Annotated in this window: 23 protein-coding genes; 20 read left to right on the top strand and 3 right to left on the bottom strand. The window is 65.4% G+C overall.

Annotated elements, in window-relative coordinates; translation table 11 throughout:
• From DIE06_RS12585 to DIE06_RS12530, 12 genes are all read left to right on the top strand, one after another.
• A partial coding sequence (locus tag DIE06_RS12585; protein ID WP_185733396.1) for a YadA-like family protein occupies positions 1 to 2,697 on the top strand: 2,697 nt, incomplete at its 5' end.
• Between the two features lie 93 nt (positions 2,698 to 2,790).
• A complete protein-coding gene (locus DIE06_RS12580; protein ID WP_124661700.1) occupies positions 2,791 to 3,486 on the top strand; it encodes an OmpA family protein in 696 nt (231 codons plus the stop codon).
• Between the two features lie 261 nt (positions 3,487 to 3,747).
• The gene (locus tag DIE06_RS12575; protein ID WP_124661699.1) at positions 3,748 to 4,887 is read left to right on the top strand and encodes a DUF2827 family protein; all 1,140 of its coding nucleotides are present in this window, start codon (positions 3,748 to 3,750) and stop codon (positions 4,885 to 4,887) included.
• The gene (locus DIE06_RS12570; protein WP_124661698.1) at positions 4,884 to 6,017 is read left to right on the top strand and encodes a DUF2827 domain-containing protein; all 1,134 of its coding nucleotides are present in this window, start codon (positions 4,884 to 4,886) and stop codon (positions 6,015 to 6,017) included. The genes DIE06_RS12575 and DIE06_RS12570 overlap by 4 nt, the downstream gene beginning before the upstream one ends.
• Positions 6,018 to 6,022: 5 nt before the next feature.
• Positions 6,023 to 6,586 (top strand): hypothetical protein, encoded by a 564-nt coding sequence (locus DIE06_RS12565; RefSeq protein WP_124661697.1) that lies wholly within the window; start codon positions 6,023 to 6,025, stop codon positions 6,584 to 6,586.
• Positions 6,583 to 7,776 carry a DUF2827 domain-containing protein gene (locus tag DIE06_RS12560; protein ID WP_124661696.1) on the top strand — a complete coding sequence of 398 codons (1,194 nt, stop codon included), beginning with the start codon at positions 6,583 to 6,585 and terminating at the stop codon, positions 7,774 to 7,776. Before DIE06_RS12565 ends, DIE06_RS12560 begins: the two co-directional genes overlap by 4 nt.
• A complete protein-coding gene (locus tag DIE06_RS12555) occupies positions 7,773 to 8,102 on the top strand; it encodes an H-NS family nucleoid-associated regulatory protein (protein WP_185733395.1) in 330 nt (109 codons plus the stop codon). The genes DIE06_RS12560 and DIE06_RS12555 overlap by 4 nt, the downstream gene beginning before the upstream one ends.
• Before the next feature lie 300 nt (positions 8,103 to 8,402).
• Positions 8,403 to 9,752, top strand: a complete 1,350-nt coding sequence (locus DIE06_RS12550; RefSeq protein ID WP_124661694.1) for a tetratricopeptide repeat protein — start codon at positions 8,403 to 8,405, stop codon at positions 9,750 to 9,752.
• Between the two features lie 147 nt (positions 9,753 to 9,899).
• Positions 9,900 to 10,313, top strand: coding sequence for a hypothetical protein (locus tag DIE06_RS38980; RefSeq protein ID WP_124661693.1), 414 nt, complete (start codon positions 9,900 to 9,902; stop codon positions 10,311 to 10,313).
• 24 nt (positions 10,314 to 10,337) lie between these two features.
• Positions 10,338 to 10,598 (top strand): GlsB/YeaQ/YmgE family stress response membrane protein, encoded by a 261-nt coding sequence (locus tag DIE06_RS12540; protein WP_124661692.1) that lies wholly within the window; start codon positions 10,338 to 10,340, stop codon positions 10,596 to 10,598.
• 72 nt (positions 10,599 to 10,670) lie between these two features.
• Entirely contained in the window at positions 10,671 to 11,375 is a 705-nt protein-coding gene (locus DIE06_RS12535) for a response regulator transcription factor (RefSeq protein WP_124661711.1), read from the top strand.
• Between the two features lie 404 nt (positions 11,376 to 11,779).
• Positions 11,780 to 12,946 carry a porin gene (locus DIE06_RS12530; RefSeq protein WP_124661710.1) on the top strand — a complete coding sequence of 389 codons (1,167 nt, stop codon included), beginning with the start codon at positions 11,780 to 11,782 and terminating at the stop codon, positions 12,944 to 12,946.
• An 86-nt stretch (positions 12,947 to 13,032) separates the two neighbouring features.
• On the opposite strand, the gene DIE06_RS12525 is transcribed toward DIE06_RS12530, so the two are convergent.
• The 3 genes from DIE06_RS12525 to DIE06_RS12515 all read right to left on the bottom strand — a co-directional run bounded on the left by DIE06_RS12525 (position 13,033) and on the right by DIE06_RS12515 (position 16,807).
• Entirely contained in the window at positions 13,033 to 14,481 is a 1,449-nt protein-coding gene (locus DIE06_RS12525) for a tetratricopeptide repeat protein (RefSeq protein WP_260433607.1), read from the bottom strand.
• A gap of 63 nt (positions 14,482 to 14,544) precedes the next feature.
• The gene (locus DIE06_RS12520; protein ID WP_124661691.1) at positions 14,545 to 15,831 is read right to left on the bottom strand and encodes an MFS transporter; all 1,287 of its coding nucleotides are present in this window, start codon (positions 15,829 to 15,831) and stop codon (positions 14,545 to 14,547) included.
• A 157-nt stretch (positions 15,832 to 15,988) separates the two neighbouring features.
• Positions 15,989 to 16,807 carry a recombinase family protein gene (locus DIE06_RS12515; protein WP_124661690.1) on the bottom strand — a complete coding sequence of 273 codons (819 nt, stop codon included), beginning with the start codon at positions 16,805 to 16,807 and terminating at the stop codon, positions 15,989 to 15,991.
• Between the two features lie 343 nt (positions 16,808 to 17,150).
• Between DIE06_RS12515 and DIE06_RS12510 the strand changes: the two genes are divergently transcribed.
• From DIE06_RS12510 to DIE06_RS12475, 8 genes are all read left to right on the top strand, one after another.
• Positions 17,151 to 18,041, top strand: coding sequence for a LysR family transcriptional regulator (locus DIE06_RS12510; protein ID WP_124661689.1), 891 nt, complete (start codon positions 17,151 to 17,153; stop codon positions 18,039 to 18,041).
• A 546-nt stretch (positions 18,042 to 18,587) separates the two neighbouring features.
• On the top strand, positions 18,588 to 18,887 hold the full coding sequence (locus DIE06_RS38975; RefSeq protein ID WP_260433606.1) for a hypothetical protein: 300 nt from the start codon (positions 18,588 to 18,590) through the stop codon (positions 18,885 to 18,887).
• Positions 18,888 to 19,017: 130 nt separating this feature from the next.
• Positions 19,018 to 19,260 carry an energy transducer TonB gene (locus DIE06_RS12500; RefSeq protein ID WP_260433610.1) on the top strand — a complete coding sequence of 81 codons (243 nt, stop codon included), beginning with the start codon at positions 19,018 to 19,020 and terminating at the stop codon, positions 19,258 to 19,260.
• Between the two features lie 317 nt (positions 19,261 to 19,577).
• Positions 19,578 to 21,155, top strand: coding sequence for a PucR family transcriptional regulator (locus DIE06_RS12495; protein ID WP_124661687.1), 1,578 nt, complete (start codon positions 19,578 to 19,580; stop codon positions 21,153 to 21,155).
• A 237-nt stretch (positions 21,156 to 21,392) separates the two neighbouring features.
• Positions 21,393 to 22,484: a DUF917 domain-containing protein gene (locus DIE06_RS12490; RefSeq protein ID WP_124661686.1), complete on the top strand. Its 1,092-nt coding sequence runs from the start codon at positions 21,393 to 21,395 to the stop codon at positions 22,482 to 22,484.
• Positions 22,481 to 24,061, top strand: coding sequence for a hydantoinase/oxoprolinase N-terminal domain-containing protein (locus DIE06_RS12485; RefSeq protein WP_124661685.1), 1,581 nt, complete (start codon positions 22,481 to 22,483; stop codon positions 24,059 to 24,061). Before DIE06_RS12490 ends, DIE06_RS12485 begins: the two co-directional genes overlap by 4 nt.
• A 13-nt stretch (positions 24,062 to 24,074) precedes the next feature.
• Positions 24,075 to 25,193 (top strand): extracellular solute-binding protein, encoded by a 1,119-nt coding sequence (locus DIE06_RS12480; RefSeq protein WP_185733393.1) that lies wholly within the window; start codon positions 24,075 to 24,077, stop codon positions 25,191 to 25,193.
• A gap of 95 nt (positions 25,194 to 25,288) precedes the next feature.
• Complete coding sequence (locus DIE06_RS12475) at positions 25,289 to 26,770, top strand: DUF3138 family protein (protein ID WP_124661683.1); 1,482 nt, start codon at positions 25,289 to 25,291, stop codon at positions 26,768 to 26,770.
• Positions 26,771 to 26,785: the final 15 nt, after the last annotated feature.

The raw sequence follows: 26,785 nt of genomic DNA, 5'->3' as shown, positions 1-26,785 counted from the left end.
CTGAGCACGACGAACAGCAGCGTGACGTCGCTGTCGACCTCGACGTCGACGACGGCCAGCTCGTTGTCGACGGGTCTGAGCACGACGAACAGCAGCGTGACGTCGCTGTCGACTTCGACCTCGACGGGTATCAACTCGCTTTCGACGGGCCTCAGCTCGACCGATAGCACGGTGGCTTCGCTGTCGACGTCCACGTCGACGGGTCTGTCGTCGGCAACCAGCTCGATCAGCTCGTTGTCGACGTCCACGTCGACCGGCCTCTCGTCGGCTACGAGCTCGATCAGCTCGCTGTCCACGTCGACCTCGACGGGTATTAACTCGCTGTCGACGGGCCTGAGCACGACCGATAGCACGGTGGCCTCGCTGTCGACGTCCACGTCGACGGGTCTGTCGTCGGCTACGAGCTCGATCAGCTCGCTGTCCACGTCGACCTCGACGGGCATCAACTCGCTGTCGACGGGCCTGAGCACGACCGATAGTACGGTGGCGTCGCTGTCGACCTCCACGTCGACGACGGCCAGCTCGCTGTCGACGGGTCTGTCCACGACGAACAGCACCGTGATGTCGCTCTCGACCTCCACGTCGACGACGGCCAGCTCGCTGTCGACGGGTCTGTCCACGACGAACAGCTCCGTGACGTCGCTGTCGACCTCGACCTCGACGACGGCCAGCTCGCTGTCCACCGGCCTGTCCACGACGAACAGCAACGTCGCCTCGCTGTCTACGGGCCTCTCGACGACGAACAGCACCGTGACATCGCTGTCGACCTCGACGTCGACGACGGCCAGCTCGTTGTCCACGGGTCTGTCCACGACGAACAGCACCGTCGCGTCGCTTTCCACCTCGACGTCGACCGTGGAAAGCTCGCTGTCGACGGGTGTCGGCTCGCTGTCTACGGGCCTGTCGACGACGAACAGCAACGTCGCATCGCTGTCGACCGTCGTGTCGGCGACGCGTACGCACTACTACAGCGTGAACGACAACGGCGTCCAGCAGAGCAACTACGCGAACGATGGCGCGACCGGCGTCAACGCGTTGGCGGCTGGCACCAGTGCGACGGCCGGCGCGACCGCGGCCACGGCGGTCGGCAACGCGGCCAATGCGGCAGGCGCGCAAAGCGTCGCTGTGGGTAACAGCTCGACCGCGGCCGCGGCATCTACCGTAGCGATCGGCGACAGCAACACGGTGTCGGCAGCGGCGGGCCCCGGCTCGATCGCGGGCGGCCACAACTCGACGGTCGTTGCCGGTACCGGCGCGATCGCGCTGGGCGAGAGCCAGACGGCCAGCGGCGACGGCGCGGTGGCCATCGGCGATCCGAACACGGCGACCGGCACCGGTGCGGTCGCGGTGGGTGCGAACAACACCGCGACCGGCAACGGTGTGGTCACGATCGGCAACTCGAACACGGCGCAAGGCACGGGTTCGGTCGCGCTGGGCCAGAACTCGGTGGCCGGCATCGCGGGGTCGACGACCGGCAACGTGGCGATCGGCAACGGTGCGACCGCCACGGCCAATCCGGGCGACGTCGCGCTGGGTTCCGGTTCGATCACCTCGGCGCCGAACCCGGTTGCGACCGGCATCGTGGCCGGAAACGTCTACACCTATGCCGGTGCCAACCCCACCAGCGTGGTCAGCGTCGGCGCACCGGGCGCCGAACGCCAGATCACCAACGTGGCGGCCGGCCGCGTGAGCGCGACCAGCACGGACGCGGTCAATGGCTCGCAACTGAACGCGACCAACCTCGCCGTCGGCAGTCTGTCGACGGGGCTGTCCACGACGAACAGCAACGTCACGTCGTTGTCCACATCGACGTCGAGCGCGGTCAGTTCGCTGTCGACGGGGCTGAGCACGACGAACAGCACCGTGGCGTCGCTGTCGACGTCGACCTCGACCGCGGTCGGTTCGCTGTCGACGGGGTTGAGCACGACGAGCAGCTCGGTCATTTCGCTGTCGACGGGCCTGTCCACGACCGACAGCAACATCGCGTCGCTGTCGACGAGCGTCAGCTCGGCCGTTGGCATCACGACTTCGCTGTCGACGCTGGTCACGTCCGCACGCACGCACTACTACAGCGTGAACGACAACGGCACGCAGCAGGGCAACTACGCGAACGACGGTGCGACCGGGGTCAACGCGACGGCGGCCGGCGTCAACGCGACGGCATCGGGCGCGAACGCCATCGCGGTTGGTGCCAGCGCGAACGCGTCCGGGGACGGTGCGACGGTGATCGGTGCGAATGCGCTGGGCAGCGGCAAGAACAGCGTCGCGCTCGGTTCCGGCGCGAACGCCAGCGCGCCGAACGCGGTTGCGCTCGGTGCCGGTTCGATTGCCAGCGAGGCCAACACGGTCTCGGTCGGCGCGCCGGGCAGCGAGCGGCGGATCACCAACGTCGGGCCGGGGGTCAACCCGACCGATGCGGTGAACGTGTCGCAGCTCAATGCGGTGCAGGGATCGGTCACCACGGTGGCGCGCACGGCCTACGCGGGCGTCGCCGGCGCGACGGCGTTGACGATGATTCCGGACGTCGACCTGGGCAAGACGATCGCAGTCGGCATCGGCGCCGCGACCTACCAGGGCTATGGCGCGGTTGCACTCGGCTTCACGGCCCGGATCACCGAGAACCTGAAACTCAAGGGCGGTGTCGGGGCCAGCAGCGCGGGTCGCACCTACGGCGTGGGACTGGGCTATCAGTGGTAACGCGATCGACGGGGTCGGGCATCGCCCGGTTCCCGTCGGATCGTGCAAACGATCGGAATTCGCTAACAGACGGAACAAGACACGAGGTTCAACATGTACAAGGCAATGTTCTGTATCGCGGCGCTGGCAGCGCTGGTGGGTTGTTCGTCATCGTCCGGGCCGACTTTCAGCGCCTGGTCGGTCGACCGGCAGGACGGGCAAAAAACTTACCGGGTCAGTTGCTATGGACTGCTTGAAGGAAAGCAAACCTGTTACGACAAGGCTCGCGAGATTTGCCACGACCAGCCGGTGCGGCCGGTTCAGGATGACGCGCCGCTCGGATCGACAACGTCGGACGGCAAGCCGAACACGCGTCTCCTGACGTTCCAGTGCGGTGCGCCGGCGGCAACGCCCGCGGCCGCCGCGACGCCGGCACCGGCCCCCGCGCCGGTCGCGCCGGCACCGCGGCGCGTCACGCTGTCCGGCGATGCGAACTTCGGATTCAATCAGGCGGCACTCGCGTCGGCCGCCACGGCGCGACTCGACAAGCTGGTTGCGGACGCCAAGGGCATGACCTACGGCACGGTCGGCGTCAACGGCTATACCGACGACGTCGGCGCGAATGCCTACAACCTTCGCCTGTCCGAGCAGCGCGCGCAAGCGGTCGCGCGCTATCTGCAGGCGCACGGGCTGAATGCAAGGCATTTCGATGTGCACGGATACGGCGAGGCGGATCCGGTTGCGACGAACAGCACGGCTGAAGGCCGTGCACGGAATCGCCGCGTCGAGATCGTGCTGCCACAAGACTGATGTACCGCCCCGGGCTGGGTTGTTCTCCGGACGAATTCCTCGTGCGTTCGGGCGAGTGTTTGGGGCTTGAGGATCGAATTCCCCGATTCGATCCTCCTTTTTATTCGATACCGGCGACACGAGGACGTCGGCACCCGAACGTCGCCGCTTGCCGCGGCGGCGATACGCGATTCGGGTGAGGGGTGTAGCAGCGGCACCGCAGTAGAAGTCGTATCGACACAAAAAACACGAGGACGCCCCACGAGGGCGAAACGAGACACGATGCGTATCGGAATTTCACTGGCCACGAGGCCAGGTCACACCATTTGGGACAACGGGCTGGGGCAGAACGTATTCTTCCTCGCCAGGTTGCTGCGTGCCCTGCCGGCGGTGCGCGACGTCGTGCTGCTGAACGGCGGCTTCGAGACGAGCATGCCGGCGGACGCGGAAGCGCTGATGCCGGACCTGAAACTGCTGCGTCCGAACGAGGCGACGGAGCTCGTCGACGTCGTCATCGAAATGAGCGGCGGGCTCGACGTCGAATGGCTCGATCACCTTCGCGCGCGCGGCAAGAAGGTCGTTTATCTGTGTTGCGGACAGCCGTATGTCGGGCTGATCGAGCCGAGCATCTTTCAGCGCGGCGGATATTTCTCCCGCCCCGACCGGTGCGACGAGATCTGGGTCCTGTCGAAGGACCGCGCATTCGCACCGATGCTCGAAACCCTGCACCGGTGCCCGGTCTACGAAGTCCCATTCCTGTGGGACCCGATGTTCATCGATCGCCGCGTGGATGCATTGAGCGTCGAGGGGCGGCGCTTCGGATACGTTCCGGCCGATACGCCACACGGCGTGACGCGCGGGCTGCGTGTGGCGATCTTCGAGCCCAATATTTCCGTCGTGAAATGCTGCATGGTGCCGATGCTGGTTTGCGACACGGCGTTTCGTTACGACCCGGGAGCCATCGCCGAGATGCGGGTGCTCAATGGCGCCCATCTCGAGCAGCATCCGACCTTCTCCTTCATGCGCGATGCGCTGGACCTCCGTCGCGAGGGCCGCGTTCACGTCGATCATCGGCACGACTTCGCGGACTACATGAGCCGCTTCTCCAATGCCGTCGTCGCGCACCAGTGGCAGAACGATCAGAACGTCCTGTACCTGGATGCGCTGTATGGCGGCTATCCGTTGATTCACAACTCGGCCTGGCTGTGCGGATTCGGTTACTACTATCCGGAATTCGACGTGTCGGCCGGCGCCCAGGCGCTCGTCCGCGCGGCGCAGCAGCACGATGCGAATCACGACGACTATGTGCGCGGTGCACGCGCATTCCTTGCCGGATTGCACCCGCTGGCGCCCGAAAACGGCGCGCGCTATTTCCAGCAGTTGCTGAACGTGACCGCGGGTGGCCGTGGCGGGGAGGCATGATGCCGGGTCAAATTCGCGTCAAGGTCGGTGTCACGCTCTTTCTGCGAACCGGCCAGCAATCGATCTGGGAGAGCGGCATTGTCCAGAATGCCTATTTCCTCACGATGCTGCTCGCGCGCTCGCCGCTCGTCGAGGCCGTCTATCTGGTGAACGGCGGCGACGGCAAGCCGGCCGACGCGGCGTCGTTACTGGCGTTGTCGCCGGCGCCCGTGATCGATCTCGACACCGCGCGCGAAAAGCTCGATGTCGTGATCGAACTCAGTGCGCAGTTGAATCCGGACTGGGCACGCGGGTTTCGCGATCGCGGCGGCCGCGTGATCGGCATGCGGGTCGCCAACGACTACGTGATCGACATCGAACGAATGATGTTCGGCAAGCCGCACGGGCTGCTGCTGTCGGGCACGCCGTACAGCGCGGTCTGGACCCTGCCCGGGTTCGAGAAAACCTGCACCGGCTACTACGAGGCAGGATCGCGCGCGCCCGTGCGGGCGATGCAGCACCTGTGGAGCCCGGTGCTGCTGGAGCAATCGCTGAAGGCCGCCGGCGTCGGCAGGTCGATCGACTATGTGCCGGGGCGTACCCGCTGGCGCGTCGCGGTGCTCGAACCGAACATCTGCATGGTCAAGACCGCGCATATCGCGATGTTGATCACCGATCTCGCGCATCGGCAGGATCCGCAATTCATCGACTATCTGCGCGTATTCAACGCAATGGCGTTGAAGGAGGATGCGGCCTTCGTCGGCTTCGCCCGCAGTCTGGACCTGACCCGGCAGGGGCGCGCCAGCTTCGAGCCGCGGTTGCCGGTGTACGACATCCTGCCCGATCAGGCCGACGCCATCGTGTCGCACCAGTGGGAGAACCCGCAGAACTATCTGTATTACGAGGCGCTGTACGGAGGCTTTCCGCTGATCCACAACTCGACGCTGCTGGGCCTTTGCGGGTACCGCTATGACGGCTTCGATTGTCGGGAGGGGGCACTGGCATTGCGTCGGGCGTTCGCGGAGCACGACTTGCGGCTGGACGCGTACCGCCGCGACGCGCGAGCCTACCTCGCGCAACTGGATCCGACGCTGCCCGCCAATGTCGAGCAGTACGGCGCGGCCATCGAATCGGTTTTCAGCGGAGGGTGACAAGCATGTTCATCCGTATGTCTTGCATGCTCGTCGCAGCCGTTGCACTACTGTGCCGTGCAGCCTCCGCGCCCGCGCAACCGGCACCCGCGCAGGCACCGGCCGCGGCGCCGGCCGCATCGGTCACCGTTCTCGCGCACGCGGCGCAGGAAATCGGCATCCGGCGCTGCTATGACGCCGTCGCCCAGGTGTCGGCGCGCGTGTTCGATCACGCGCGGCGGGCCGATGTCCTGCTCGACTGGCAGCGTGCGAATCCCGATATCGGCCCGTTTTTTTCGATGTCGGGCATCGAGTTCCCGAATTCGTCGGCGCTGCTGTCGCTCGTCACGGTCCCGGGCGTCACCGGCGGCTGTTCGGTGCTGGCCGAGCGCATTTCCAGCGCACCGCTGTCCTGTGCGCAGGTCGCCCGTGCCGAGCTGAGCGGCTATCGCGCCACGCCGCTCGTCAAAGCCGTCATGGTCTATACGGATTCGTCCCATCCACGCGAAGCGGTCGTGCTCGTCGACACCCCGCCGTCCTGCCTGATCCTGCGGCGTCAGGTGCAATTCCAGTGGGGGGCGGCGCAATGAGCACGACATCGTCGAGCCGCGCCGGCGTGGCGCGATCGCTGCGCATCGGCATCACGATCGGCCTGCAGCATGAGGCGGAAAGCCTGTGGGTCAACGGCATCAAGCAGAACGCGCTGTATCTGATGCGCGTGTTCCAGCATTCGCCGCTGCGCCATCGGGTGACGCTGGTCAACACGACGTCCGTCGCGATCACGCCGAAACTGCCGTGGGACATCGAGCGCTACCCGGTCAGTCGCTTCGAGGACGTCAAGGACGATCTCGACGTGCTGATCGAACTGGGCGGCCAGATCAATGCCGGCCAGACCGACTACCTGAAGGCGCGCGGCACGAGGCTGATCAGCTATTGCTGCGGGCCGGAGTACGTACAGATGACGGAGGCGATGATCTTCGATCGCCGGATGTGCGACGCCGTCTTCATCAACCAGCGCTACGACGAAGTGTGGGTCATTCCGCAGGTGGTCGAGACGAGCCTGCATTTCTTCAAGACGCTGCGCCGGTGCCCGACCCGCGAAGTGCCGTTCGTCTGGGATCCGATGTGCATCGAGGCGCGCACGCGCGACTTGCCGAACCACGGTGAATACCGGCCGGCCCGCGGGCCGCGGCGGCTTTCCGTAATGGAGGCGAACATCGACGTGCTGAAGTTCTGCCTGTATCCGATGCTGATCGCCGAGGCCGCGTATCGGCTCGTGGGCGACGAGATTTCGCATTTGCACGTGACGAATGCGCAGCACCTGGCGTTGCATCGCCCGGAATTCATCGGCATCGCGCAATACCTGGACATCGTGCGCGATCACAAGGCCAGCTTCGTCGGCGTGTTCGAAACGCCGCGCTTCCTGGCCGAGCACACCGACATCGTCGTGTCCCATCAGTGGGGGCTCGCGCTGAACTATTTCTATTTCGACGTGTGCTGGAACGGCTATCCGTTCGTGCACAACGCGCATCTGTGCCGGGATCTTGGCTACTACTACGCCGGCCAGGACGTCGACGAGGGCGCGCGCCAGCTCGTGCAGGCGATCCGGTATCACGACCGCGCATGGGAGACGTACCAGGCGCACCAGCGACGACGCATCGGACGCTTCCTGACCACCGATGCCGGGATCGTCGCACGCTACGACGAACTGCTGCTGTGGCCGAACGGGGCGGGCGATTCGCACGGCACTGCCGACGGACCGATCGGAGGCACGAGATGAGCCGCTATCAAACGCTGCTCGAGCAATACGAAAAGTTGAAGAACGAGATCGAACACGAGCGCGCCATGGAAAAGGACCGTCTCGTGAATCTGGTCGCCGCCCGCGTGCGCGAGGTCCTCGAGGAGTTCGGCCTCGACTTCGACGTGGTGCCGCGCGGCACATCCGGATCGGGCAAGAGAAAGCGACCGGAGCCGAAATACTGGAATTCTGCTACCGGGCAAACCTGGAGCGGCCGCGGCCGACCACCGTCCTGGATGGTAGGCGACGATCGCGAGCAGTACCGGATTCCGGGCAGCCCGGACGGACAAGGGGAGGACTCGACATGAAAGCCGGATTGGCAGCGTGCCCTGGCGACGCGCGCGATCGGGAGCGCGGGCGGCAAGCGCGCGGCAGGTGCGTGACCCGCCGGGTGTCCGGCTGCGTCGCGCAACACGTGAGGATCGGGACGATGAACCGCTTTGGTCGATGGATCCGTTTGCGCGCATGGCTCGCAAGCAAATCATATGACGGGTTGTTCGCATACGCATGGCTCCGTCGCGTGCCTGTCATGCGGCACATGGCGCGGCGCGGTGACGGACGGGGCGGATTCTGCCCGAGCCTGACGGTCGAATCCATCGGGAGGCGCGATGACGATGCGTGAACCCGTATCCGCCCTGATCGAACGGCTGCTCGATCGCGGCGATCTGATTGGCGCATCGCGGCTCTTCGACGTGCACGCCGTGCGGGACGCACGGGATCCGTCGCTGCTGATCGCGGCGAGCCGTGCCCTGCGCATGCGCGGCCGCAGGTCCGATGCCGATGCGCTCGTTGAACGCGCGCTGAGCGTGGATCCCGACCACGGGCCCGCATGGGTCGAGCGTGCGCGGCAGGCCGTCGCGGCGCACGACCCGACTCAGGCGAGCCGATGGTACGCGCGAGCCTATCAGAATGCGTGGCCGGGCGAGCCGTGGGTGATCGAGTGGATCGAATTGCTGGCCGCACACCCGGACGATACCGATGCGCGCAGCCTGACGGAACGGTTCTGCGAAGCGGCCCCGCGCAACGCGTCGGCATGGTTCCATCTCGGTCTGCTGCATCAGCGTGCGCGACGGAACCGGGCCGCGCTGGTTGCGTACGAGCGCGCGTGGCAGCTCGATCCGGCGCTGCCGATGGTACAGAACAATATCGCGGCCGCGCACGTCGAGCTCGGCGAGTTGTCGTATGCGCAGCCGCTGCTCGAGGCGCTGGTCGCGTCCGAGCCGGCCAACGCGTTGGCGTGGAACAACCTGGCGCTCGTCCTGCTCGGCAAGCGCGATCTGGACGGCAGCGAAGTGGCGTCTGAGCGAGCGTGCGCACTGGCGCCCGATTATCCGGTCGCGTTTCTGACGCATGCCCAGGTGTTGAAAGAGCGGCAGCAGTGGGATGCGGCGCTGAATGCCGTGTGCCACGCGCACCGGTTCGATCCGAACAATCCGTCGATCGTCTGGGCAATGGCGATGCTGCAATTGCAGAAGGGCGATTACGCAAATGGGTGGGCGAACCATGACGCCCGCTGGTTCGGTTCGCACGAGCTTCGTGACGTTTCGTCGAATCTGCCCGTGCCGCGATGGGCGGGTGAGTCACTCGACGGAAGAACGTTGTTCGTGTGGGGCGAGCAGGGTAACGGCGACGCCATCCAGTTCATGCGTTTCGTGCCGCGGCTTGCCGAACGCGTTCGAGCGGAAGGCGGCAAGCTCGTGTACTGCTGTTTCGCGCCGTTTCTGACGCTGTTCAGCCGCACGCTGGAGGGCGTCGTCGACGCGATCGTGCCACATGACGCCGCCGTGCTGCCCGCACACGATTTCGAGCTGCCGCTTGCCAGCGTGCCGAGGATGCTGCGTGTGACGCTCGACCAGTTGCCCGGTGCGACGCACTACCTGAAGCCGGATCCGGATGCGGTCGAGCGCTGGCGCCACCGGTGGGCCCGCGATGGCCGGCTGCGCGTCGGGCTGGTGTAGAGCGGCAGTCGCGCCCATTGGCGCAACGCGCTGCGCTCGATCGAGCCGCTCGCCTATGCGCGCGCGTTCAAGGACATCGACGGCATCGAGTTCGTCAGCCTGCAGCTCGATGCGCCGGACGCGCTCGACGCGATGCGTGGGGCCGGCATGGCCATCACCGACCCGACCGCCGAACTGCATTCATACGACGACACGGCGGCGTTGCTGTCGACACTCGATCTCGTGATTACCGTCTGCACGTCGGTGGCGCATCTCGCGGGTGCCGTCGGTGTACCGGCCTGGCTGTTGCTCGACGTCAATCCGCACTGGGTGTGGATGACGGAGCGTACGGACAGTCCGTGGTATCCGAGTCTGACGTTGTATCGGCAAGCCGAATACCGGCAGTGGAGACCGGTCGTCGAACAGGTGGCGGCCGACCTGAGGCGCTGGTCCGCGGGCCGGCACATCCGGGCGGAGTCGCATGACGCGCTTCCGTCCGCAGGCGAATCCCCGACAGGCCCGAAAGCGGGCGCGAAACGATCGTTGTGGTTCGGCTTACGCCTCACGAAGCATGGTCATTAACGGCAGGACAACCGGAGGTGTGAGATGGGAGCGCATGGCTTTATCGTCTGGATCGTAATCGGCGCAATCGCCGGCTGGCTCGCGGGGTTGATCGTTCAGGGAGTCGGCTTCGGCGTGCTGATCGACATCGTGGTGGGGATCGTCGGCGCATTCGTCGGCGGATGGCTGTCTTCCACGATGGGGATCGCGACAGGTGGCGGCTACATCGTGTCGACCATCGTCGCGATCGTGGGGGCGGTCATTTTTTTATTGGCTATCCGGCTCGTGCGCGGTTTGTTGTCCTGAACGGGGTGCGCATGATCGGTGGCGCCGAGCCGATTGTACCGACGAGGAAAAATCATGTTTTCAAGAGGTGCCATGAGAATCGCCATCCTGGACGACGATGTGATGCAAGCGGAATCCGTCAGCCGAACGCTGTCGGTCGCGGGCCATACGTGCTACGTATTCACGCGCAGCAAGGTCCTGACAAGGCGTCTGCTTCGCGAGACGTTCGACCTGCTGGTGCTCGACTGGAACGTACCGGAGATGTCCGGTGAAGACGTGCTGAAGTGGGTGCGTGCGAAGCCGTTCGGCGTGAATCTGCCGATCATCTTCATGACGTGCCGGGGTGACGAAGACGGGATCGCGCATATCCTCAACGCCGGTGCGGACGATTACGTCGTCAAGCCGGTGTCGGGCGCCGTCCTGTGCGCGCGCATCGCCGCGCTGCTGCGCAGGGCGTACACGGTCAATACGAAGCAGAAGATGCGCGAATTCGACCAGTTCCGCTTCGACATGAGTCAGCAGCAGGCCTATGTCGGCGGCAAGGCGGTGTCTCTCACGCAGAAAGAGTTCGAGCTCGCGTTGCTGCTATTCCAGTTCTTAGATCGACCGCTATCGCGCGCGCATATCATCGATCTCGTCTGGAAACAGGTGACGGACGTTTCATCGCGAACGATCGACACGCACGTGTCGGCGCTGCGCACGAAGCTGGGGCTGCGACCGGAAAGCGGCTATCGCCTTATATCGCTTTATGGATACGGCTACCGTCTGGAGCGGGTCACGATCGCGCATTCGGCGTGAGCGATGCGGTGCGAAACAGGACGCCGGTCTCGTTCACGAAGACTTCATGAAGACAGTGGCGGGCAGACCTCGCAGCTGGCCGAATGCGATATGCGATGTCGCGCTTCCGTCATGAAAACACCGCAGCAACACATGTTGCTGCGGGTTCAACTTGGAGGAAGAGTTCGCGCGACGCTTCTCGCTCGTCTCATCGCGCATCGAAGCGCATGACTTCGACGGACTGATTATCGGGTAGCCCGCTCGGGATTTCCACGCAGAAAGGCAGTCGTGACAATGTTTGATAGTCCGATGTTGGCTCGCAACACCCCCGTTTGGAAGTCGAATGGGCTGAGCTAACATCGGCTCCGCTGCTTCCGTTTTTCCGGATCCTCGAATCGTCTTACCGATATGGAGACCTAACCGTCATGAAGAAAACAATTATCGTACTGGCAACCATGGGTGCCTTCTCCGGCATGGCGCATGCACAAAGCTCCGTGACCCTGTACGGCATCGTCGACGAAGGGCTGAGCTACACGAACAATGTGGCAACGGCGGGTCCGAACGGCACCGTCAAGCGCGGCAACGTGTTTGCGTTGCAGAGCGGCGTGCTGCAGGGCAGTCGCTGGGGCCTTAAGGGTAGCGAGGATCTCGGCGGCGGCATGAAGGCGGTCTTCCAGCTGGAAAACGGCTTCAACGCCAGCACCGGCGCATTGGGCCAGGGCGGACGCATGTTCGGCCGTCAGGCGTATGTCGGCCTGGCGTCGGCGAATGCGGGCACGGTCACGCTGGGTCGCCAGTACGATTCGGTCGTCGACTACCTCGGGCCGATGACCGCCAACGGCAACTGGGGCGGCTCGTTCTTCTCGCATCCGTTCGACAACGACAACACGGACAACTCGTTCCGCATCAACAACTCGGTCAAGTATACGAGCGCGAATTACGGCGGTTTCCAGTTCGGCGGCCTGTACGGTTTCAGCAATTCGACCCAGTTCGCGAACAATCGTGCGTGGAGCCTCGGTGCGCGATACTCGAACGGTCCGTTCACGGTGGCTGCCGCGTATCTCGATCTGAAGAATGCGGCGACCGCCAATCAGGCCGGCGCGCAGACCGACGGCACGCCGTTTGCCAGCCTGGTGAGCGGCGTCGTCAGTGCCGCCACCGGAAGACCCGTCACTCTCGCGTTTACGAATCAGCGCACCGGCGGCATCGGCGCGAGCTATGCGATGGGGCCGGCGACCGTGGGCGTGATGGTCAGCGAATCGCTGATGCAGACCTCGACGGCCTATGCCCGGTTCCTGAACGTGGAAGGCAATGTGCAGTATCTCGTCACGCCCGCGCTGTCGCTCGGGGCGATGTACGACTACACGCGCATGACGCTGAGCGCGAACGGTGATCGCGTGGGGGCGAATTTTCATACCGTCGGGCTGATGACCGACTACTTCCTGTCGAAGCGCACCGATCTGTACGCGCAGGCGGTCTATCAGAGGGGTTCCAGCGGAACGGACGGCCTCGTGGGCGTCGTGGGTGCCGGCGGGTATTCCACGGGAACGTCGCAGGTCGCTGCCCGCGTCGGCATCCGGCACAAGTTCTGATCGTGCCGGCAACGCGGAACGTCGGTCACGTTCCGCGTTGCCGCACGCGCGGATCCGTGGCGGCTATCGCGGATCCGCCGCGCGCGTTATCGCAACCACGTCGTCAGGTCCTGCACGACGGTAGTCCAGTCACCTTCCCGCCGCTGTCGCAGCACCGTTGCGTTCCCGATCCACGGGCTCGACGTGCCGCGGCTGCCCCAGCGCCAGTCGGCCGACGTATTGACCGGCACGCACGTGGGCTTGGCCATCATCGCCGCGAGGTTGGCGACCGCGGAGTCCACCGCGATCACGGCATCCAGTTCACCGATGCAGGCGGCGGTGTCGTCGAAGTGCCAGATGCCCGGCAGATACGGGCTGACGTTACCCGTCGGTATGCCGGCGTACGTCGCGACGAGCGGATGATGGAGATTCACGAAATGCACGTGGTCGGCGACGGTCGGGGCCGCCGCGATCCGGTTGATCGCGTCGACGGGCATGCTGCGGCGCGCGGCCCAGCATCGCATGCGGCTGCCGAGTTCGGGCTGATGGCGCTGCATGCAATCCCAGAACACGCCGACGAGCCGCTTTCCAGGGTGTGCCGCGCGCAGCTGGCGTGCCCATTGCGCGGCGATCCGCCGCTTTGCGAGCGGCGCTTGAAGATACGGACGAAAACGATACGCGGACGTCGCCTGCGCGGCACGCATCAGCGGCAGATGCAAAAGCGTTGCGTACAGGTGCGGCGCGAAGGCGTCGACGCGGGAGCGTGCGGCCTCGGGCAACGCGCTGCGCAACTGCGATGGGCGCTCCGCGCCGACGACCTCGCAATCCGGTAACGATGCCTGCATCAGCGCGTGGGCTTGCGCGTCGCAGGTGATCATCACCTGCGCGCCGGCGGAGACCCAGTCGGCCAGGCAGGCGGCGAGCAGGAAGTTGTCGCCGAATCCCAGTTGATGCGTGATCAATACGCGCCGACCTTGCAGGTCGTGCTCGCCCCGCCAGGCCGGAACGTCGTCGGGCACATAGCTGGCCGCCGCCGATGGATCGTCGTTGCGCATCAGCCAGTGGGTGAATCCGCGCGGATCGCCCGCCTTGAGCATGGCTTCGCCAAGGTAATGCTCGGCTTGCGCGGCGAGTTGCGCGTTGTCCGGCGCCGCCGCGCGTCGGGCGTCGTCGAGCATGCGGATCGCGCGCGGCAGATCGCCGGCCATCATCCGGGCGTAGCCGATCCGCAACTGGTTTGGCGCGGTGACGCCGGGTGCGACCGGAACACGCGACCAGGCGTCGGCCGCCTCGGCGTGCCGACCGAGCAGATTCAGTGCCGACGCGCGCATGGCCAGGAAGTCGGCGTCCCGCGGGCCAAGCGTCAGCCCTTGTTCTGCCCAGGGAAGAAGTTCGTCGTCGCGTTGCAATGCGATCAACGCATGGCAGATTTCGCGCAGGATCGCTGGATCAGGCGGCCCGGATGCGTGCATTGCCAGTGCGAGTCGCAACCGTTGTTCGGGTCGGGGGGGCAGCCCCGACGGGCTGACGTTCTCGCCGGCGGTCATGTTCGGCATACGTTCACGAGGGGCGCGGGTGCGTCGACCATGCGGATGTCGGGGTGCGCATCGGCGGTTGTGTCACAGCGAGCGTCCGCGCGACTCGGGCAGCGCGAACGTGGCGGTGACGGCAATGAGGCCCGTGATGCACATGTACCACGCCGGCATCACCGAATTCCCGGTAACGGTGATCAGCCAGGTGACGATGAATTGCGCGGACCCGCCGAACAGCGAGACGCCGAGCGCATAGGCGATCGACAGCCCGGTTGCGCGCACGCGCTGCGGCAGCATTTCGGGGATCCCGAGAATGACCGCCGCTCCGCTCATCGACGAAAACAGCGTCAGCAACCCGGTCGCTGCCAGCAGCGATCCGAGCGACGGCGATCCGGTCAGCCACAGAAACACCGGCACGGCGAGCAAAGCCGCGGCCAGGCGCGGCCACAGCATCACGGGTTTGCGCCCCCAGCGGTCGGACATCCATCCGCCCAGCACGCTGAATACCAGCGTGAACAGCCCGTTGACGATCGTGGCGCTCATCGCCACCGCGGGCGACAGCTTCAGCGTGGAAATCGCGAACGTGGTCATGAAATTGATCACGTAGGTCGCGATCGTGCCGCCCAGAATGGCCAGCATGCTGAGTCCGATGATGCCGCGATACTGCTTCAGTCCGGCCAGCCCGGCCTCGTGTGTGTCCTGCGGCCCGTGCGCATCGTCGGCCAGCGTCTCCGGCAGATAACGGCGCAGGAACAGGCCGATCGGCAAGAGCAGCAATCCCGCCGCGAACGGCAGTCGCCACCCCCATGCCTGTGTCTGTTCAGGCGTCAGGCACAGGATCACCGTCAAGCCGATCACGCCTGCGATGAGTACCGCCAGGCCCTGGCTCGCGAGCTGCCAACTCGTGTAGAGCCCCCGCTTCGCCGGCGGGGCGATCTCGAGCAGAAAGGCGGTGGACGGACCGACCTCGCCGCCGAGTGCGAGGCCCTGCACGAGCCGGCACGCGACCACGATCAACGGAGCGGCCATGCCGATGGACGCGTAGGCCGGCGTGAGCGCAAGGCCCAGCGTGCCGATGGAGATCAGCCCGATCGTCAGCAGCATGGCGGGCTTGCGCCCCGCACGGTCCGCGAACGCGCCGATGAGTATGCCGCCCAACGGACGGGCCAGAAAGCCGACGCCGAATACCGCGACCGACAGCAGCAGGCTTGCCGAAGGCGTCGATGCGGGGAAGAACGCGTTGCCGATATAAATGGCGAAGAACGCGTAGGTCACGAAGTCGTAGAACTCCATCGCGTTGCCGGCAACCGCGGCGACGACGAGTTTCTTGCTGACCTGACGGGCAAGCGGCGGGGGCGACACGGGTTGGGTCATGATGGTTGTTGTCAATTCGGGCTGGACGTGCGCGGCAAGGCCAGCAACGCACGTGTGTGGCGGGCGGGCGCGACCTGGGATACCGGACCGGGAGGATAAGGCAGTGGGCCGCCTTCACGCTTGCTGTGCATCGCGTTGTCGAGGTTTTTCTTGTCGGTCACGTGATGGCACCGATGCACGACGGGATGCCGCACATCGTCGCGGCCTGGCATGCCGAACGCGTTCGAACGGCGGCGCCCGCGACCGACATGCGGGGCGACGACGGAAGCTCGGTCTTGCGGTGCAATCCTTTTGCCCGGTGACGGCCGAACGTCGCGATGCTTTCCGCTTCGATGGTTCCTTGCATGCAGATCGGGCATTCGTACGCGAGCGAGGAGCCGGCTGCATCGTTCGGATTGCCCGGCGTCAAGGCGGTTTCGCGCTGATCGCGGGCCCGCTTCAGCATGCGCTGCAGGGTCCGTTGATGCACCTTGAACCGACGTGCGACGGCGACTTCCGGCTGATGCATCAACAGCCCGCGTGCCTGCTCGAGTTGCTCCGCATCGAGGATGGCCGGCCGCCCCGGCCTCTTGCCGCGCATGCGCGCCGCGGCGAGACCGGCGCGGGTCCGCTCGCTGATCAATGATCGCTCGAACTCGGCGAGCGCGGCGATCAGGTGAAACGTGAATCGTCCCGCCGACGATTGCGTGTCGATCGCCTCGGTCAGCGACACCACCCGCACGCCGGCCTGGTTCAATTCACCGATGATCGCGACGAGGTGGCTGAGCGAGCGGCCGAGACGATCGAGTTTCCAGACGGTGAGCGTATCGCCGGGCTGCAACGACGCCAGCGCGTGTTGAAGCCCGGGCCGGTCGGTGCGGGCACCGGAAATGCCGCGATCGGAGAAAATCAGGTCACAGCCCGTTTGCTGAAGCGCGTTCAGTTGCAGGTCGAGGTGCTGTTCGTCCGTCGATACCCGGGCGTAGCCTACTTTCATTCGACATCCTGACTATTATCTGTTCTCTACCGACCTGCGGCCATGAACGGAACGTGCCTCGATAGCGAGATGCCGCTCTGAGTTGCCGCCGTCCCCATCGGGATCCGGCACGACCCGCGGCGGTTCGTGTCCCGATAGGCGGGAAACGGGCAAGGGCCGTGAGTCAACCGCGATCTTCAACCGTCATGGCGAGGCTCGGCGGGATGTGGATCCGTCCCCAGGAAACCTGCAGCGTGGTCTCCATGAATTTCCCGAGGATGGGACAAGCTTAGGGTCGGTCAAAATCGACGTCCAATGCATTGTTTTGTCAAATATAATGAGTTGAAGTCATACGGAGTCGACCATGACGCTCACCCAGTTGCGGCACGTGATCCTGCTGACCGAATTGAGTTCGTTCAGCCGCGCGGCCGATGCCGCCTTTCTGACCCAGCCCGCGCTGAGCCGCAGCATTCGTGCGCTCGAGGAGGAATTGGGCGGTGCGTTGTTCGATCGCGTCGGCCATCGCATCGAAGTCACGCCGTTCGGGCAGCATGTCGTCGAGCAGGCCCGGGTGATCTGCGCCAATGCGGATGCGCTGAGCGACTCCGCCGCGCAAATGGTCGCGGGGTCGCTGGGGCGTCTGTCGATCGGCGTGGGGCCGGGCCCCGGGGCGATCCTCGTGACGCCGCTGCTGTTATATGTCACGGAACATCAGCCGAACCTGAAGCTTCAGATCATGAGAACGGAGCCGGAGCAGCTTCTGAAGGCGTTGCGCGAACGTTCGCTGGATATCCTGATCGTGGATTCGCGTGCGATTCCGGCGGATCACGATCTGGCCATCGAGCCCATCAGCGTGATGCGGGCGGCCATCATGTGCCGTCCGGGGCATCCGATCCTGGCGGGCGGCCTGCCCGTCACGCTGACCGAGCTCAAGCGCTACCAGTGCGCGAGCACGATCGTGCCCGAGGCGACGCGGCGCACGCTGATGGAACGCTTCGGCCCGGACGGTCATCCGGACCGCCTGTTCAATCTGCAATGCGGGGAGCTGGGCAATCTGTTCGAGTTGGCGCGTCTGAGCGACACCATCGTCATCGGTGTACGTCACGCCGCGCCGGATCTGGTGGAAATTCCCACGCAGCCGGCGCTGAATATCAACGCGCAGTATTCGTGGGTTTCCCTGACGGGGCGCACGTTGCCCATGGCGTGCAAGGTCGTTCGTCCTTTCATATACGACCGGTTGCGCGACCCTGAATGACCGGGTTGGCATGAGGGGCGCCGTATGCCGCGCACGTGGTCGCCGGGTCGAGACCGCCGGCGCGAGCATCATCGATGTCGCCGCCGCGGCGCTGAACCGGTTTCCCGGTTCGGTTGTCCGTCGTGCCATGTTCGAGTGTCCGCCTGGTTCGTCGGGGGCATCGTCGCGCCTGGATGCGTGGTGCCTACGGTGCTCGGTACCGAGGATCGGTCATCGGACGCGAATCGTCATTAGGCAAGAGGGGTAACGGAACGCGATTCGTTTATCCCGGCGCGATAGTCGGGGCATGTCGACGGCCTCGCCGCTTCGGTCCGGCGACCGAAACGTCAAGAATCGTTTGGACCGTCGGTCCGGCGCTTGCGGTGCCGGACGTACTGCTCTACTGTGCCGCCACGACAACGCCGGCCAGTGTGTTGAGACAGATCGCAAGGAGCAGAAGCCATTACCGAATCCATCCGTCGCACGCATGTTCGTGCATTTCTCGTGGCGTCGCTCGCCTATCTCAGTCTGTCGAATTCCGCCGTGGCGGCATACAAGGAAGAGTGGATGAGCGACCACGATGTCAAGGAATACTCAAGACATCCTCAGCAGCTGCCTGCGAAAGCTGGCCATGCGGTGGCCGTAAAGCAAGGGCAGCAGGCGAAGCGAGCGGAATCGAACCATTCGGTCGCCGCGGTCACCGAAGCGCGGCCCGCGGCGAAGGCACACACTGTGTCGCGCGCGCAGCCGCAGCCTGCCAAGGCGCACAAGGTGCAAAGCACCGCGAGCAACGGCCGGAAGCCATACGTCGCTGCGAAGCCGACGCGAATGCCGGCCACGCTCCCGGCCGAGGCCATGCAGCGTTGAGCGTCGAGCCGCCGGGCTGCATGCACGGATCGACTGGCATGCGGCCCGCGAGCGGCTGTCGCCGGGCCGTCGGCGAACCCGGTGTGAATGGATGGCAAACCGGACAGTTGAGGAGAATATCGTGTCGCTGATGGATCGACTGTTGTCGCGCGGCGTTGAGCACGCATCGTCGCGAAGGCGGGTCATCGTGCGCGTCTGGCTTGATGAGGCGGGGCGTGTCCGAGACCTCAAGGTGCGGCGGAGCTGCGGCGATCCCGATCTCGACGAGAAGGCGCTCCATGCGATTGCCGTGATGCACTTTCCCGGCGGTCATCTCGGGTCCGGGGGGAAATCCGCCAAGCGCTGGCATGATCTCGCGTACCCGGTGGAATGACGCGCCGGCACGCAATCCCTTTCGTCTGAAGACATCGCGCGACGCTTCGCGGCGGCTGTTCCGCGACGTCGGCAGCGTACCGCTTCCCGCCGCGGGCCGGAGAGGCCGCCGGCAAGGCGCCGGCAATCCGCCGGCCGACGGGCGCCGGACCTCCATGCCGGCTGCACGGCTTGCCGTGTGCCAACTTGCCCCCTGATTCTCGATACCGGAAGGATGCGCAAAACGCGTATTGGCTGAGTATCATTCCGGCACTTCGCGGCGCCGGGTCGAACGTCCGGGCGAAGCGACGGCCAACACCGGCACAGACGAGGAACGGTATGGGAATGACAGTCGACGAGGCATCGCGCGTCGGTGGGATGAAGGAGGCGCGCCTGATCGCTGGCAAGGGCGGCCAGTCGAACGTGGTGAATCATGTCAACGTCCTTGAAACGGTCACCGAGAACGAGGACGACTGGGACATTCGCCATCATCTGTTTCTGACGACGTTGAGCTTTACCGGCGGCGACACGAGCCGGCAGATCGCGCTGGTCAGACAATTGAGCCGCGGCGGTTGCGCGGCGCTCGTGTTTCAGAGCGGGCTGATCGACCCGTTGCAGCCGGCCGTCTTGCGCATGGCCGACGAACTTTCGCTACCGCTGTTCGAACTCCCGCTCAGTGTCGATTACGCGGAGATCCTCACGCCGCTCATCTGCGCGGTTCAGCGCGAGGATGGCTACGTCGCGCGCGAAGCCGGCGTGATTCAGCAGCAGTTGCTGACCGAAATGCTCAATGGCGGCGGGTTGAATACGCTCGTGTCGTTGCTCGCGCGTGTGCTGCGGCGATCGGTCGCCGTGCTGGACGATCGCGGCGTGCTGTATGCGGCGTCGGACCAATGGTGCGCTGCCGATATCGCCGCCAATCTGCCGGCCGCCATCGCACCGACCCGGACCGTCGTCAGGCAGTCCGCGTGGATGGTCGCCCTTGGGCGCCGGACCGATACGCCCATCGACGGCTACCTGATCGTGAACGTGCCCGACGGGCGCGCGCCCAGCGCGCTGGAGGTCGCGACGATGGAGCAGGCGGCGGCGCTCCTGACGCTGGAACTGACGAAACAGCGGGTGGCCGACGAGGCCTACGCCGAACCGTTCCGGGAATGGCTCGTGCATCTTGCCGCGGGCGACGTCGACCGGGCGAACGCGCTGGCGTCGGCGAAGTCGCTCGACCTGTCGACGCTGTGCTTGGCGGTTCTGTTCGAGCCCGCGCGGCCGTCGTGCGATGCGTCGACGCCCCTCGAGGCGCAAGGCCGGGAAGTCTGGCGGGCGATCTATGCAGTCGAGCCGAAGCCGCTCGTGTTCGAGTGGGACGGGCGTTTGCTCTGGCTGCCGTCGATTCCGCATGGCGCGGCGGCGGGCGGCGCGCGGCAGGTGATCGCCGTGCGGCTTCGCCAGATCTGGGAGCGGCTCACGGAGGCCGGCCGCGGCACCTGGCGGATCGCATGCGGCGCGCCGGTCGATTCCGCGTTGCACCTGTATCGCAGCGTGCAGGACGCCGAGGCGGTATTGGCGCTCGATGGCGCCGCACTGGCCGGCGGCCCGGTCGCATACGACGATGTCGCGCTCGACGTGCTGTTCCGCCAGATCGCGTCGCAACCCGCCGCGCGGCGCTGGGTCGACAGCATGGTCGGCGCGCTAGCGGGTCACGACCGGGCGCAGGAGAGCGAGCTCGTGCGCACGCTGGAGACATTCTTCGATGCCGGCCAGTCGCATAAACTGGCGGCCCATCGCCTCGGCATTCATCCCAAGACGCTCAAATACCGGCTGGACAAGATCGAGCAGATCGTCGGCTGCGTGCCTATCCGGGACGGCGCCCAGTTCGCGTTGCATTTCGCGCTGAAGCTGTCGCGCAACGCCGGCTGACGCGCGTTCGTCCCACCCGGTTGGCTCGCTATCCCGTCGGGATAAACGACGCGCCTGCCGCTGCGCATCTTGTCTAGTGACCGTCCGAATTTGGCGCCCGATTCTCGCTACCACGCTGCCGGATGCGATTTGCATCCGTTGTGGCGATCCAACCCGAGAATCGAAGGGGCACTCAAGACATGGAACGACGGACACACGAACCGGGCAGTCGGCCGGCGGCCGCGGCGGGGGGCATGCATGCGGCAACTCAATGAAGACGCGGTCAGACATATCGCATTGGGGGCGGCGGTCCTCGGCACCGGCGGCGGAGGCGATACGTCGATCGGGCTCTATATCGCACTGGAAGAAATTCGCCGCAGCGGTCCCATCGAACTGCTGAACGTGAACGAGGTGCCGGCCGGCGCGCTGATCCTGCCGACATCGATGATGGGCGCACCCGCGGTCTCGATCGAGAAGTTGCCGTCAGGGCGTGAACTGGACATCGTGTTCGACGATATGCAGACCGCACTCGGCAAGCGGGCGTTCGCGACGATGCCCGTCGAGATCGGGGGCGGCAATTCGCTCGTGCCACTCATTCTGGCCGCGCGGCGCCGGCTACCGGTCGTCGACGCGGATGCGATGGGACGCGCCTTTCCGGAGTACCAGATGGTGTCGTTTCACCTGCACGGTCTTGCCGCGCGCATCGCGACGTTTGCCGACGAGCGCGGTAATCGCGCGACCGTGCATCCGAGCGACGGCGAATGGGGGGAACGTCTTTGCCGGCCGCTGGTGGATGCCATGGGCGCGAACGCGACCGCGTGCGATTTCCCGCTGACCGGCGAGGAAGTGCGCCGATGCGCGATACCCGGCACGATCACGCTGGCCGAGGAGATCGGCAGGCTGATTTCGCGCGCCGGCGACCGTCAGAGCGGCAACGTCGTGACCGATCTGGTCGATGCGCTGAAGGGCTATCTGCTGATCGAAGGGAAGATCGTCGACCTGAAGCGGCGCACGAAGGGCGGATTCACGCGCGGCTCGATGACGATCGACGGCATCGAGCAGGACAGCGGACGTCGCGTCACCGTGAACTTCCAGAACGAATTCCTGGTCGCGCGAGACGAGCAGGGCGTGCTGGCGACGACCCCCGACCTGATCACGCTCGTCGATCACGAGACCGGGCACGCGATTCCGACCGAGACGCTGGCGTACGGCATGCGCGTCGCGCTGCTCGCCTGCCCGTGCCACGACCAGTGGCGCACGGCAGCGGGCGTCCGGACGACCGGCCCCCGCTATTTCGGCTACGAGGTCGACTACGAACCGGTCGAATCGATCGCAAGGAGGCGCGCATGACCGTCTATCGAATCGGAATCGACGTCGGCGGCACGAATACCGACGCCGCGATCCTGAACGAAAACCTGACCTGCATCGCGACGGCGAAGGTGCCGACGACCGTCGACGTGTTCGGCGGCGTGCGCACCGCCATCGAGCAATTGTTGTCGGACACCGGCATCGCCCGCGACGAGATCGGGCTGGCCATGCTCGGCACCACGCATTGCACCAATGCGATCGTCGAGCGCAAGCGGCTGCAGCGCGTCGGCCTGCTCCGGCTGGCCGGGCCCGCCTCCGCATCCGTGCCGCCGCTGGCCAACTGGCCGCGCGACCTTGCGGCGGCGGTCGGCCTGAAATGGCGCATCGTGGGCGGTGGCTACGAATACGATGGCCGCCTGCTCAGCAAACTCGTCGAAAGCGAGATCCGCAACACCGTTCGTCAGTGGCGCGGCAGCGTCGACGCGATCGCGGTGTGCGGCGTGTTTTCCAATATCAATCCCGAGCAGGAGTGCCGGGTCGAGCAGTGGGTGCGCGACGAGCTCGGCGCCATTCCCGTCACGCTTTCGCACCGGATCGGATCGGTGGGGTTTCTGCCCCGGGAAAATGCGTCGATCCTGAATGCGGCGCTGGGCGACGTGATCGAGGACGTCATCACCGGCTTCGGCAACGCGCTCAAGGCGACGCGGCTCGACCATGCGCGCGCGATGATCGGACAGAATGACGGCACGCTGATGCCGGCCGATGTCGCCCGCGCATTCCCGGTGCTCACGATCGGGTGCGGTCCGACCAATTCGCTGAAGGGCGCGGCGTTCCTGTCGGGGCGCAAGGACGCGATCGTCATCGACGTCGGCGGCACCACCGCGGACATCGGGATGCTGATGAAGGGGTTCCCGCGCCAGTCCGCGCTCGCGGTCGATATCGGCGGCGTGCGGACGAACTTCAGGATGCCCGACATCATCTCGCTCGGCATCGGCGGCGGCACCGTGATCGCGCGCGGTCCGGACGGCAGTCCGGTGATCGGTCCGCAAAGCGTCGGCTATCGACTGACCCGCGAAGCGATGGTGTTCGGCGGATCGACGCTGACGCTGACCGACGTCGCGTCGGTGCTCGGCACGGGGCTCTGCATCGGCGATCGCGTGCCCGACGTGCCGGCCGGCTTTTGCCGCACCGCGTTCAACACGGTGCTTCGGCAACTGGCGGGCGGCGTCGAGCGCATCCGGACCAGCAGCGCGCCGTTGCCGGTCATCCTGGTCGGCGGCGGAAGCGCGCTGTTTCCCGACCGCATCGACGGGGCCGACGAAGTCATCCGCCCGGCCAACTTCGGCGCGGCCAACGCGATCGGCGTGGCGATCGGCGACGTCAGCGGCGAGGTGGATCGCATCGTGACGATGCGCGACGACAGCCGCGACGAGACGCTTGCGTCCCTGCGCGACGAGGCGATCCGGTCCGCCGTTCGCGCGGGCGCCGATCCGGCCACGGTCGAGATCCTCGAGCAGGAGGATGTGCCGCTTTCCTATCTCCCCGGCAATGCAACGCGAATCCGGTTCAAGGTGGCCGGTCGCCTCGTGTCGTCCGCGAACCTTTCACATCGTCAATAGGTGCACGACAGCCATGCTTACTCAATCCAGTCTGAAGGCGATGCGCGCGGCGGTCTCGTGCGCGATCACGGCGGCGATCTGCTGCACGGCGGCGTATGCCGACGAGGCCAAGGTGCTTCATGTCTATAACTTCTCGGAGAACATCGCGCCGGGCACCGTCGAGAAGTTCGAGAAGGAAACGGGCATCAAGGTGACGTACGACGTCTACGACACCGACGACACGCTGATGACCAAGCTGCTCGCGGGGCGGTCGGACTACGACATCGTCGTGCCGAGCAACAACTACTTCGCGAAGGAAAAGGAGGCCGGCCTGTTCGCGCGGCTCGACCTGTCGAAGTTGCCGAACCTGAAGAATCTCGATCCGCAGATCGTCAATCTGATCAAGGTCAACGATCCGAAGGGCGAATATGGCGTGCCGTACGTATGGGGCATCACGGGGCTGGCCTATAACCTGACCGAAGTCAGGAAGCGTGCCGGCGCCGACGCCCCGTTGAATAGCTGGGACATGATTTTCGACCCGAAGTGGGCCGCCAAGCTGAAGTCGTGCGGGATCTCGTTGCAGGACAACGGTGGCGAGACCTTCCAGGATGCGCTGTTCGGGGCAAAGCTCAATCCCGATACGCAGGATCCGAAGGACTTCAAGGTTGCGCTCGACAAGCTCAAGGCGATTCGCCCGTACGTCACCCAGTTCAGCTCGTCCAGCTATATCGCGGACCTGGCGGGCGGAGACGTTTGCGCCGCCGTCGCGTATTCCGGCGACGCGCAAACGGCGAAGCTCCAGGCGAAAGCCGCCGGCCGGAAATTCGATCTGGCCTTCGTCATCCCGAAGGAGGGCGCGCCGCTTTGGGTCGACATGTTCGCCATTCCCGCCGGGTCGCCGCACAAGGAAAACGCGATGAAGTTCATCGATTTCATGCTGCGCGCGGATGTGTCGGCCATGCAAACCAATGAGATCAAGTATCCGACCTCGGTAAGCGCCGCCCGCCCGCTGATCGATCCGAAGATCACGAACGATCCGGCCATCTTCCCGCCGCCCGAGGACATGAAGCGGGTGACGCTCGAGAAGCCGCTGCCGATCTCCCTGATGCGCCAGATCAATCGCGATTACCTGGAGCTGAAAGCCGGACGATAACCGGCCGCGACGCCGTGGCAACGGCGTCGCACACGGCAAATACCAGGCAATTTGATCTGCATAACGAAATAATTTGAAGGGTATGGAGGAGCGAGATGCACAAGCGGATTGGAGCGTTGCTGATGGCCTGCGTGCCGGCGGTTTCCCATGCGGATACGGTCGTCGACGAGCTGAAGGCCCAGTTGCAGGTGCTGCAAAGGAAGGTCGAGAGCCTCGAGCGGGCCGCGAAGGATGCGCCGGTGAAGTCGGGGAGCGCGAATCCGGGCGTATCGGAGGAAGCGTTCGCCGACCTCAAGCAGCAAGTGGCCAGACAGAATCTGCAGGTCGAGACGCTGAGCACGGCGGCGAGCGAGGGGCCGATCGCCGGCCTGTCGATCACGGGCTATCTGGACCCGATGTATGTGTACAACCGGAATGCGCGCAGCGGCGGCGTCTCGTTTCTCGATCACAACAGCGGGTATACGTACTACGGCGGCAACATGGGCGACGTGTACCTCGACATCAAGAAGACGTTCGGTGTCGGGCCGACCGCGCCTTCGGCGGAAATCCAGATCCAGCCGAACCGCGGCGCCGGCAATACGACGCTCGACGGCGCCAGGGGAAACAATATCTTCAATACGGCCTTCGTGACGATTCCGCACGACGACACGAACCAGTTCCTGTTCGGCCTCATGCCCAGCGTCGCCGGGTACGAGTCGCAACAATCCAACCTGCTGCCGACGCTGACGCACAACCTCCTGTACGACTTCAGCATTCCCGGCTATTTCGTCGGCGCCGGATACAACGGCTCCAAGGGCGACTACAGCTGGAAAGTGATCGTCGGCAATGCGCAGAACCTGACGCACGCGCCGACCGCGTCCGATTCGAGCGGGCGTCTGCATTCGAGCATCACGCCGATGATCAACTGGCGGATCGACCGCAGCAAGGGGGCATGGGACGTGGGCTGGGCGGGCGCGATCGGCCGGCAGCCGATCTATTCGGGCAACGCCGGCGGCGACTGTGCGTCGGGCGGCTTCGGCTACAACTGCACGAGCGCGTCGCCGTTCTCGACCTACATGTTCATGGATATCGACGCGACCTACGCGGTCGCGGATACCACGTTCAACGCGGAAGTCGACGTCGGCAAGCAGAAGCATGCGGCATGGAACGGCCGGGATGCGACGTGGTGGGGGCTTTCGATGCTGTACACGCACAAATGGCGCCTGCCGACGATCGGGCTGATGGGCGTCGCGCTGCGCTGGGATTATCTGAACGACAGCCGCAACGGCGGCGGCGGCGGGAACACCTATGTCGGTGGCAGCGCGCTCGCGGGCGCCGCCTCGGCCGGGACCGACGGCCTGAACGGCTTCGGCATCGATCCCGCCTGTCTGGCCGCGTCCAGTGACAACGGGCTCGAATGCCGCGGGGCGAACCGGCAGGACGTGGCGTTCGACCTGATGTTCTACCCGGCGGTGAACTACACGATCAAGGTCGAATACCGGCACGACTGGGCCAACAAGAACGTGTTCCAGCGTGCGGACGGCTCCTGGCGAAAAAGCAACGACGTGATCGGCACGACGCTGGTCTACACGTTCTGACCTCGGGCACCGCGT

The organism is Burkholderia sp. Bp8998, assembly GCF_003854235.1.
GTDB lineage: Bacteria > Pseudomonadota > Gammaproteobacteria > Burkholderiales > Burkholderiaceae > Burkholderia.
The sequence above is the reverse complement of the archived record's forward strand: the minus strand, read 5'-3'. Positions and strand labels throughout refer to the sequence as shown.

What these genes read in the sequence shown, in the direction of transcription:
- DIE06_RS12580 (WP_124661700.1), top strand. Translation starts at nt 2,791, where the DNA reads ATGTACAAGGCAATGTTCTGTATCGCGGCGCTGGCAGCGCTGGTGGGT.
- DIE06_RS12575 (WP_124661699.1), top strand. Translation starts at nt 3,748, where the DNA reads ATGCGTATCGGAATTTCACTGGCCACGAGGCCAGGTCACACCATTTGG.
- DIE06_RS12570 (WP_124661698.1), top strand. Translation starts at nt 4,884, where the DNA reads ATGATGCCGGGTCAAATTCGCGTCAAGGTCGGTGTCACGCTCTTTCTG.
- DIE06_RS12565 (WP_124661697.1), top strand. Translation starts at nt 6,023, where the DNA reads ATGTTCATCCGTATGTCTTGCATGCTCGTCGCAGCCGTTGCACTACTG.
- DIE06_RS12560 (WP_124661696.1), top strand. Translation starts at nt 6,583, where the DNA reads ATGAGCACGACATCGTCGAGCCGCGCCGGCGTGGCGCGATCGCTGCGC.
- DIE06_RS12555 (WP_185733395.1), top strand. Translation starts at nt 7,773, where the DNA reads ATGAGCCGCTATCAAACGCTGCTCGAGCAATACGAAAAGTTGAAGAAC.
- DIE06_RS12550 (WP_124661694.1), top strand. Translation starts at nt 8,403, where the DNA reads ATGACGATGCGTGAACCCGTATCCGCCCTGATCGAACGGCTGCTCGAT.
- DIE06_RS38980 (WP_124661693.1), top strand. Translation starts at nt 9,900, where the DNA reads ATGGCCATCACCGACCCGACCGCCGAACTGCATTCATACGACGACACG.
- DIE06_RS12540 (WP_124661692.1), top strand. Translation starts at nt 10,338, where the DNA reads ATGGGAGCGCATGGCTTTATCGTCTGGATCGTAATCGGCGCAATCGCC.
- DIE06_RS12535 (WP_124661711.1), top strand. Translation starts at nt 10,671, where the DNA reads ATGAGAATCGCCATCCTGGACGACGATGTGATGCAAGCGGAATCCGTC.
- DIE06_RS12530 (WP_124661710.1), top strand. Translation starts at nt 11,780, where the DNA reads ATGAAGAAAACAATTATCGTACTGGCAACCATGGGTGCCTTCTCCGGC.
- DIE06_RS12525 (WP_260433607.1), bottom strand. Translation starts at nt 14,481, where the DNA reads ATGCCGAACATGACCGCCGGCGAGAACGTCAGCCCGTCGGGGCTGCCC.
- DIE06_RS12520 (WP_124661691.1), bottom strand. Translation starts at nt 15,831, where the DNA reads ATGACCCAACCCGTGTCGCCCCCGCCGCTTGCCCGTCAGGTCAGCAAG.
- DIE06_RS12515 (WP_124661690.1), bottom strand. Translation starts at nt 16,807, where the DNA reads ATGAAAGTAGGCTACGCCCGGGTATCGACGGACGAACAGCACCTCGAC.
- DIE06_RS12510 (WP_124661689.1), top strand. Translation starts at nt 17,151, where the DNA reads ATGACGCTCACCCAGTTGCGGCACGTGATCCTGCTGACCGAATTGAGT.
- DIE06_RS38975 (WP_260433606.1), top strand. Translation starts at nt 18,588, where the DNA reads ATGAGCGACCACGATGTCAAGGAATACTCAAGACATCCTCAGCAGCTG.
- DIE06_RS12500 (WP_260433610.1), top strand. Translation starts at nt 19,018, where the DNA reads ATGGATCGACTGTTGTCGCGCGGCGTTGAGCACGCATCGTCGCGAAGG.
- DIE06_RS12495 (WP_124661687.1), top strand. Translation starts at nt 19,578, where the DNA reads ATGGGAATGACAGTCGACGAGGCATCGCGCGTCGGTGGGATGAAGGAG.
- DIE06_RS12490 (WP_124661686.1), top strand. Translation starts at nt 21,393, where the DNA reads ATGCGGCAACTCAATGAAGACGCGGTCAGACATATCGCATTGGGGGCG.
- DIE06_RS12485 (WP_124661685.1), top strand. Translation starts at nt 22,481, where the DNA reads ATGACCGTCTATCGAATCGGAATCGACGTCGGCGGCACGAATACCGAC.
- DIE06_RS12480 (WP_185733393.1), top strand. Translation starts at nt 24,075, where the DNA reads ATGCTTACTCAATCCAGTCTGAAGGCGATGCGCGCGGCGGTCTCGTGC.
- DIE06_RS12475 (WP_124661683.1), top strand. Translation starts at nt 25,289, where the DNA reads ATGCACAAGCGGATTGGAGCGTTGCTGATGGCCTGCGTGCCGGCGGTT.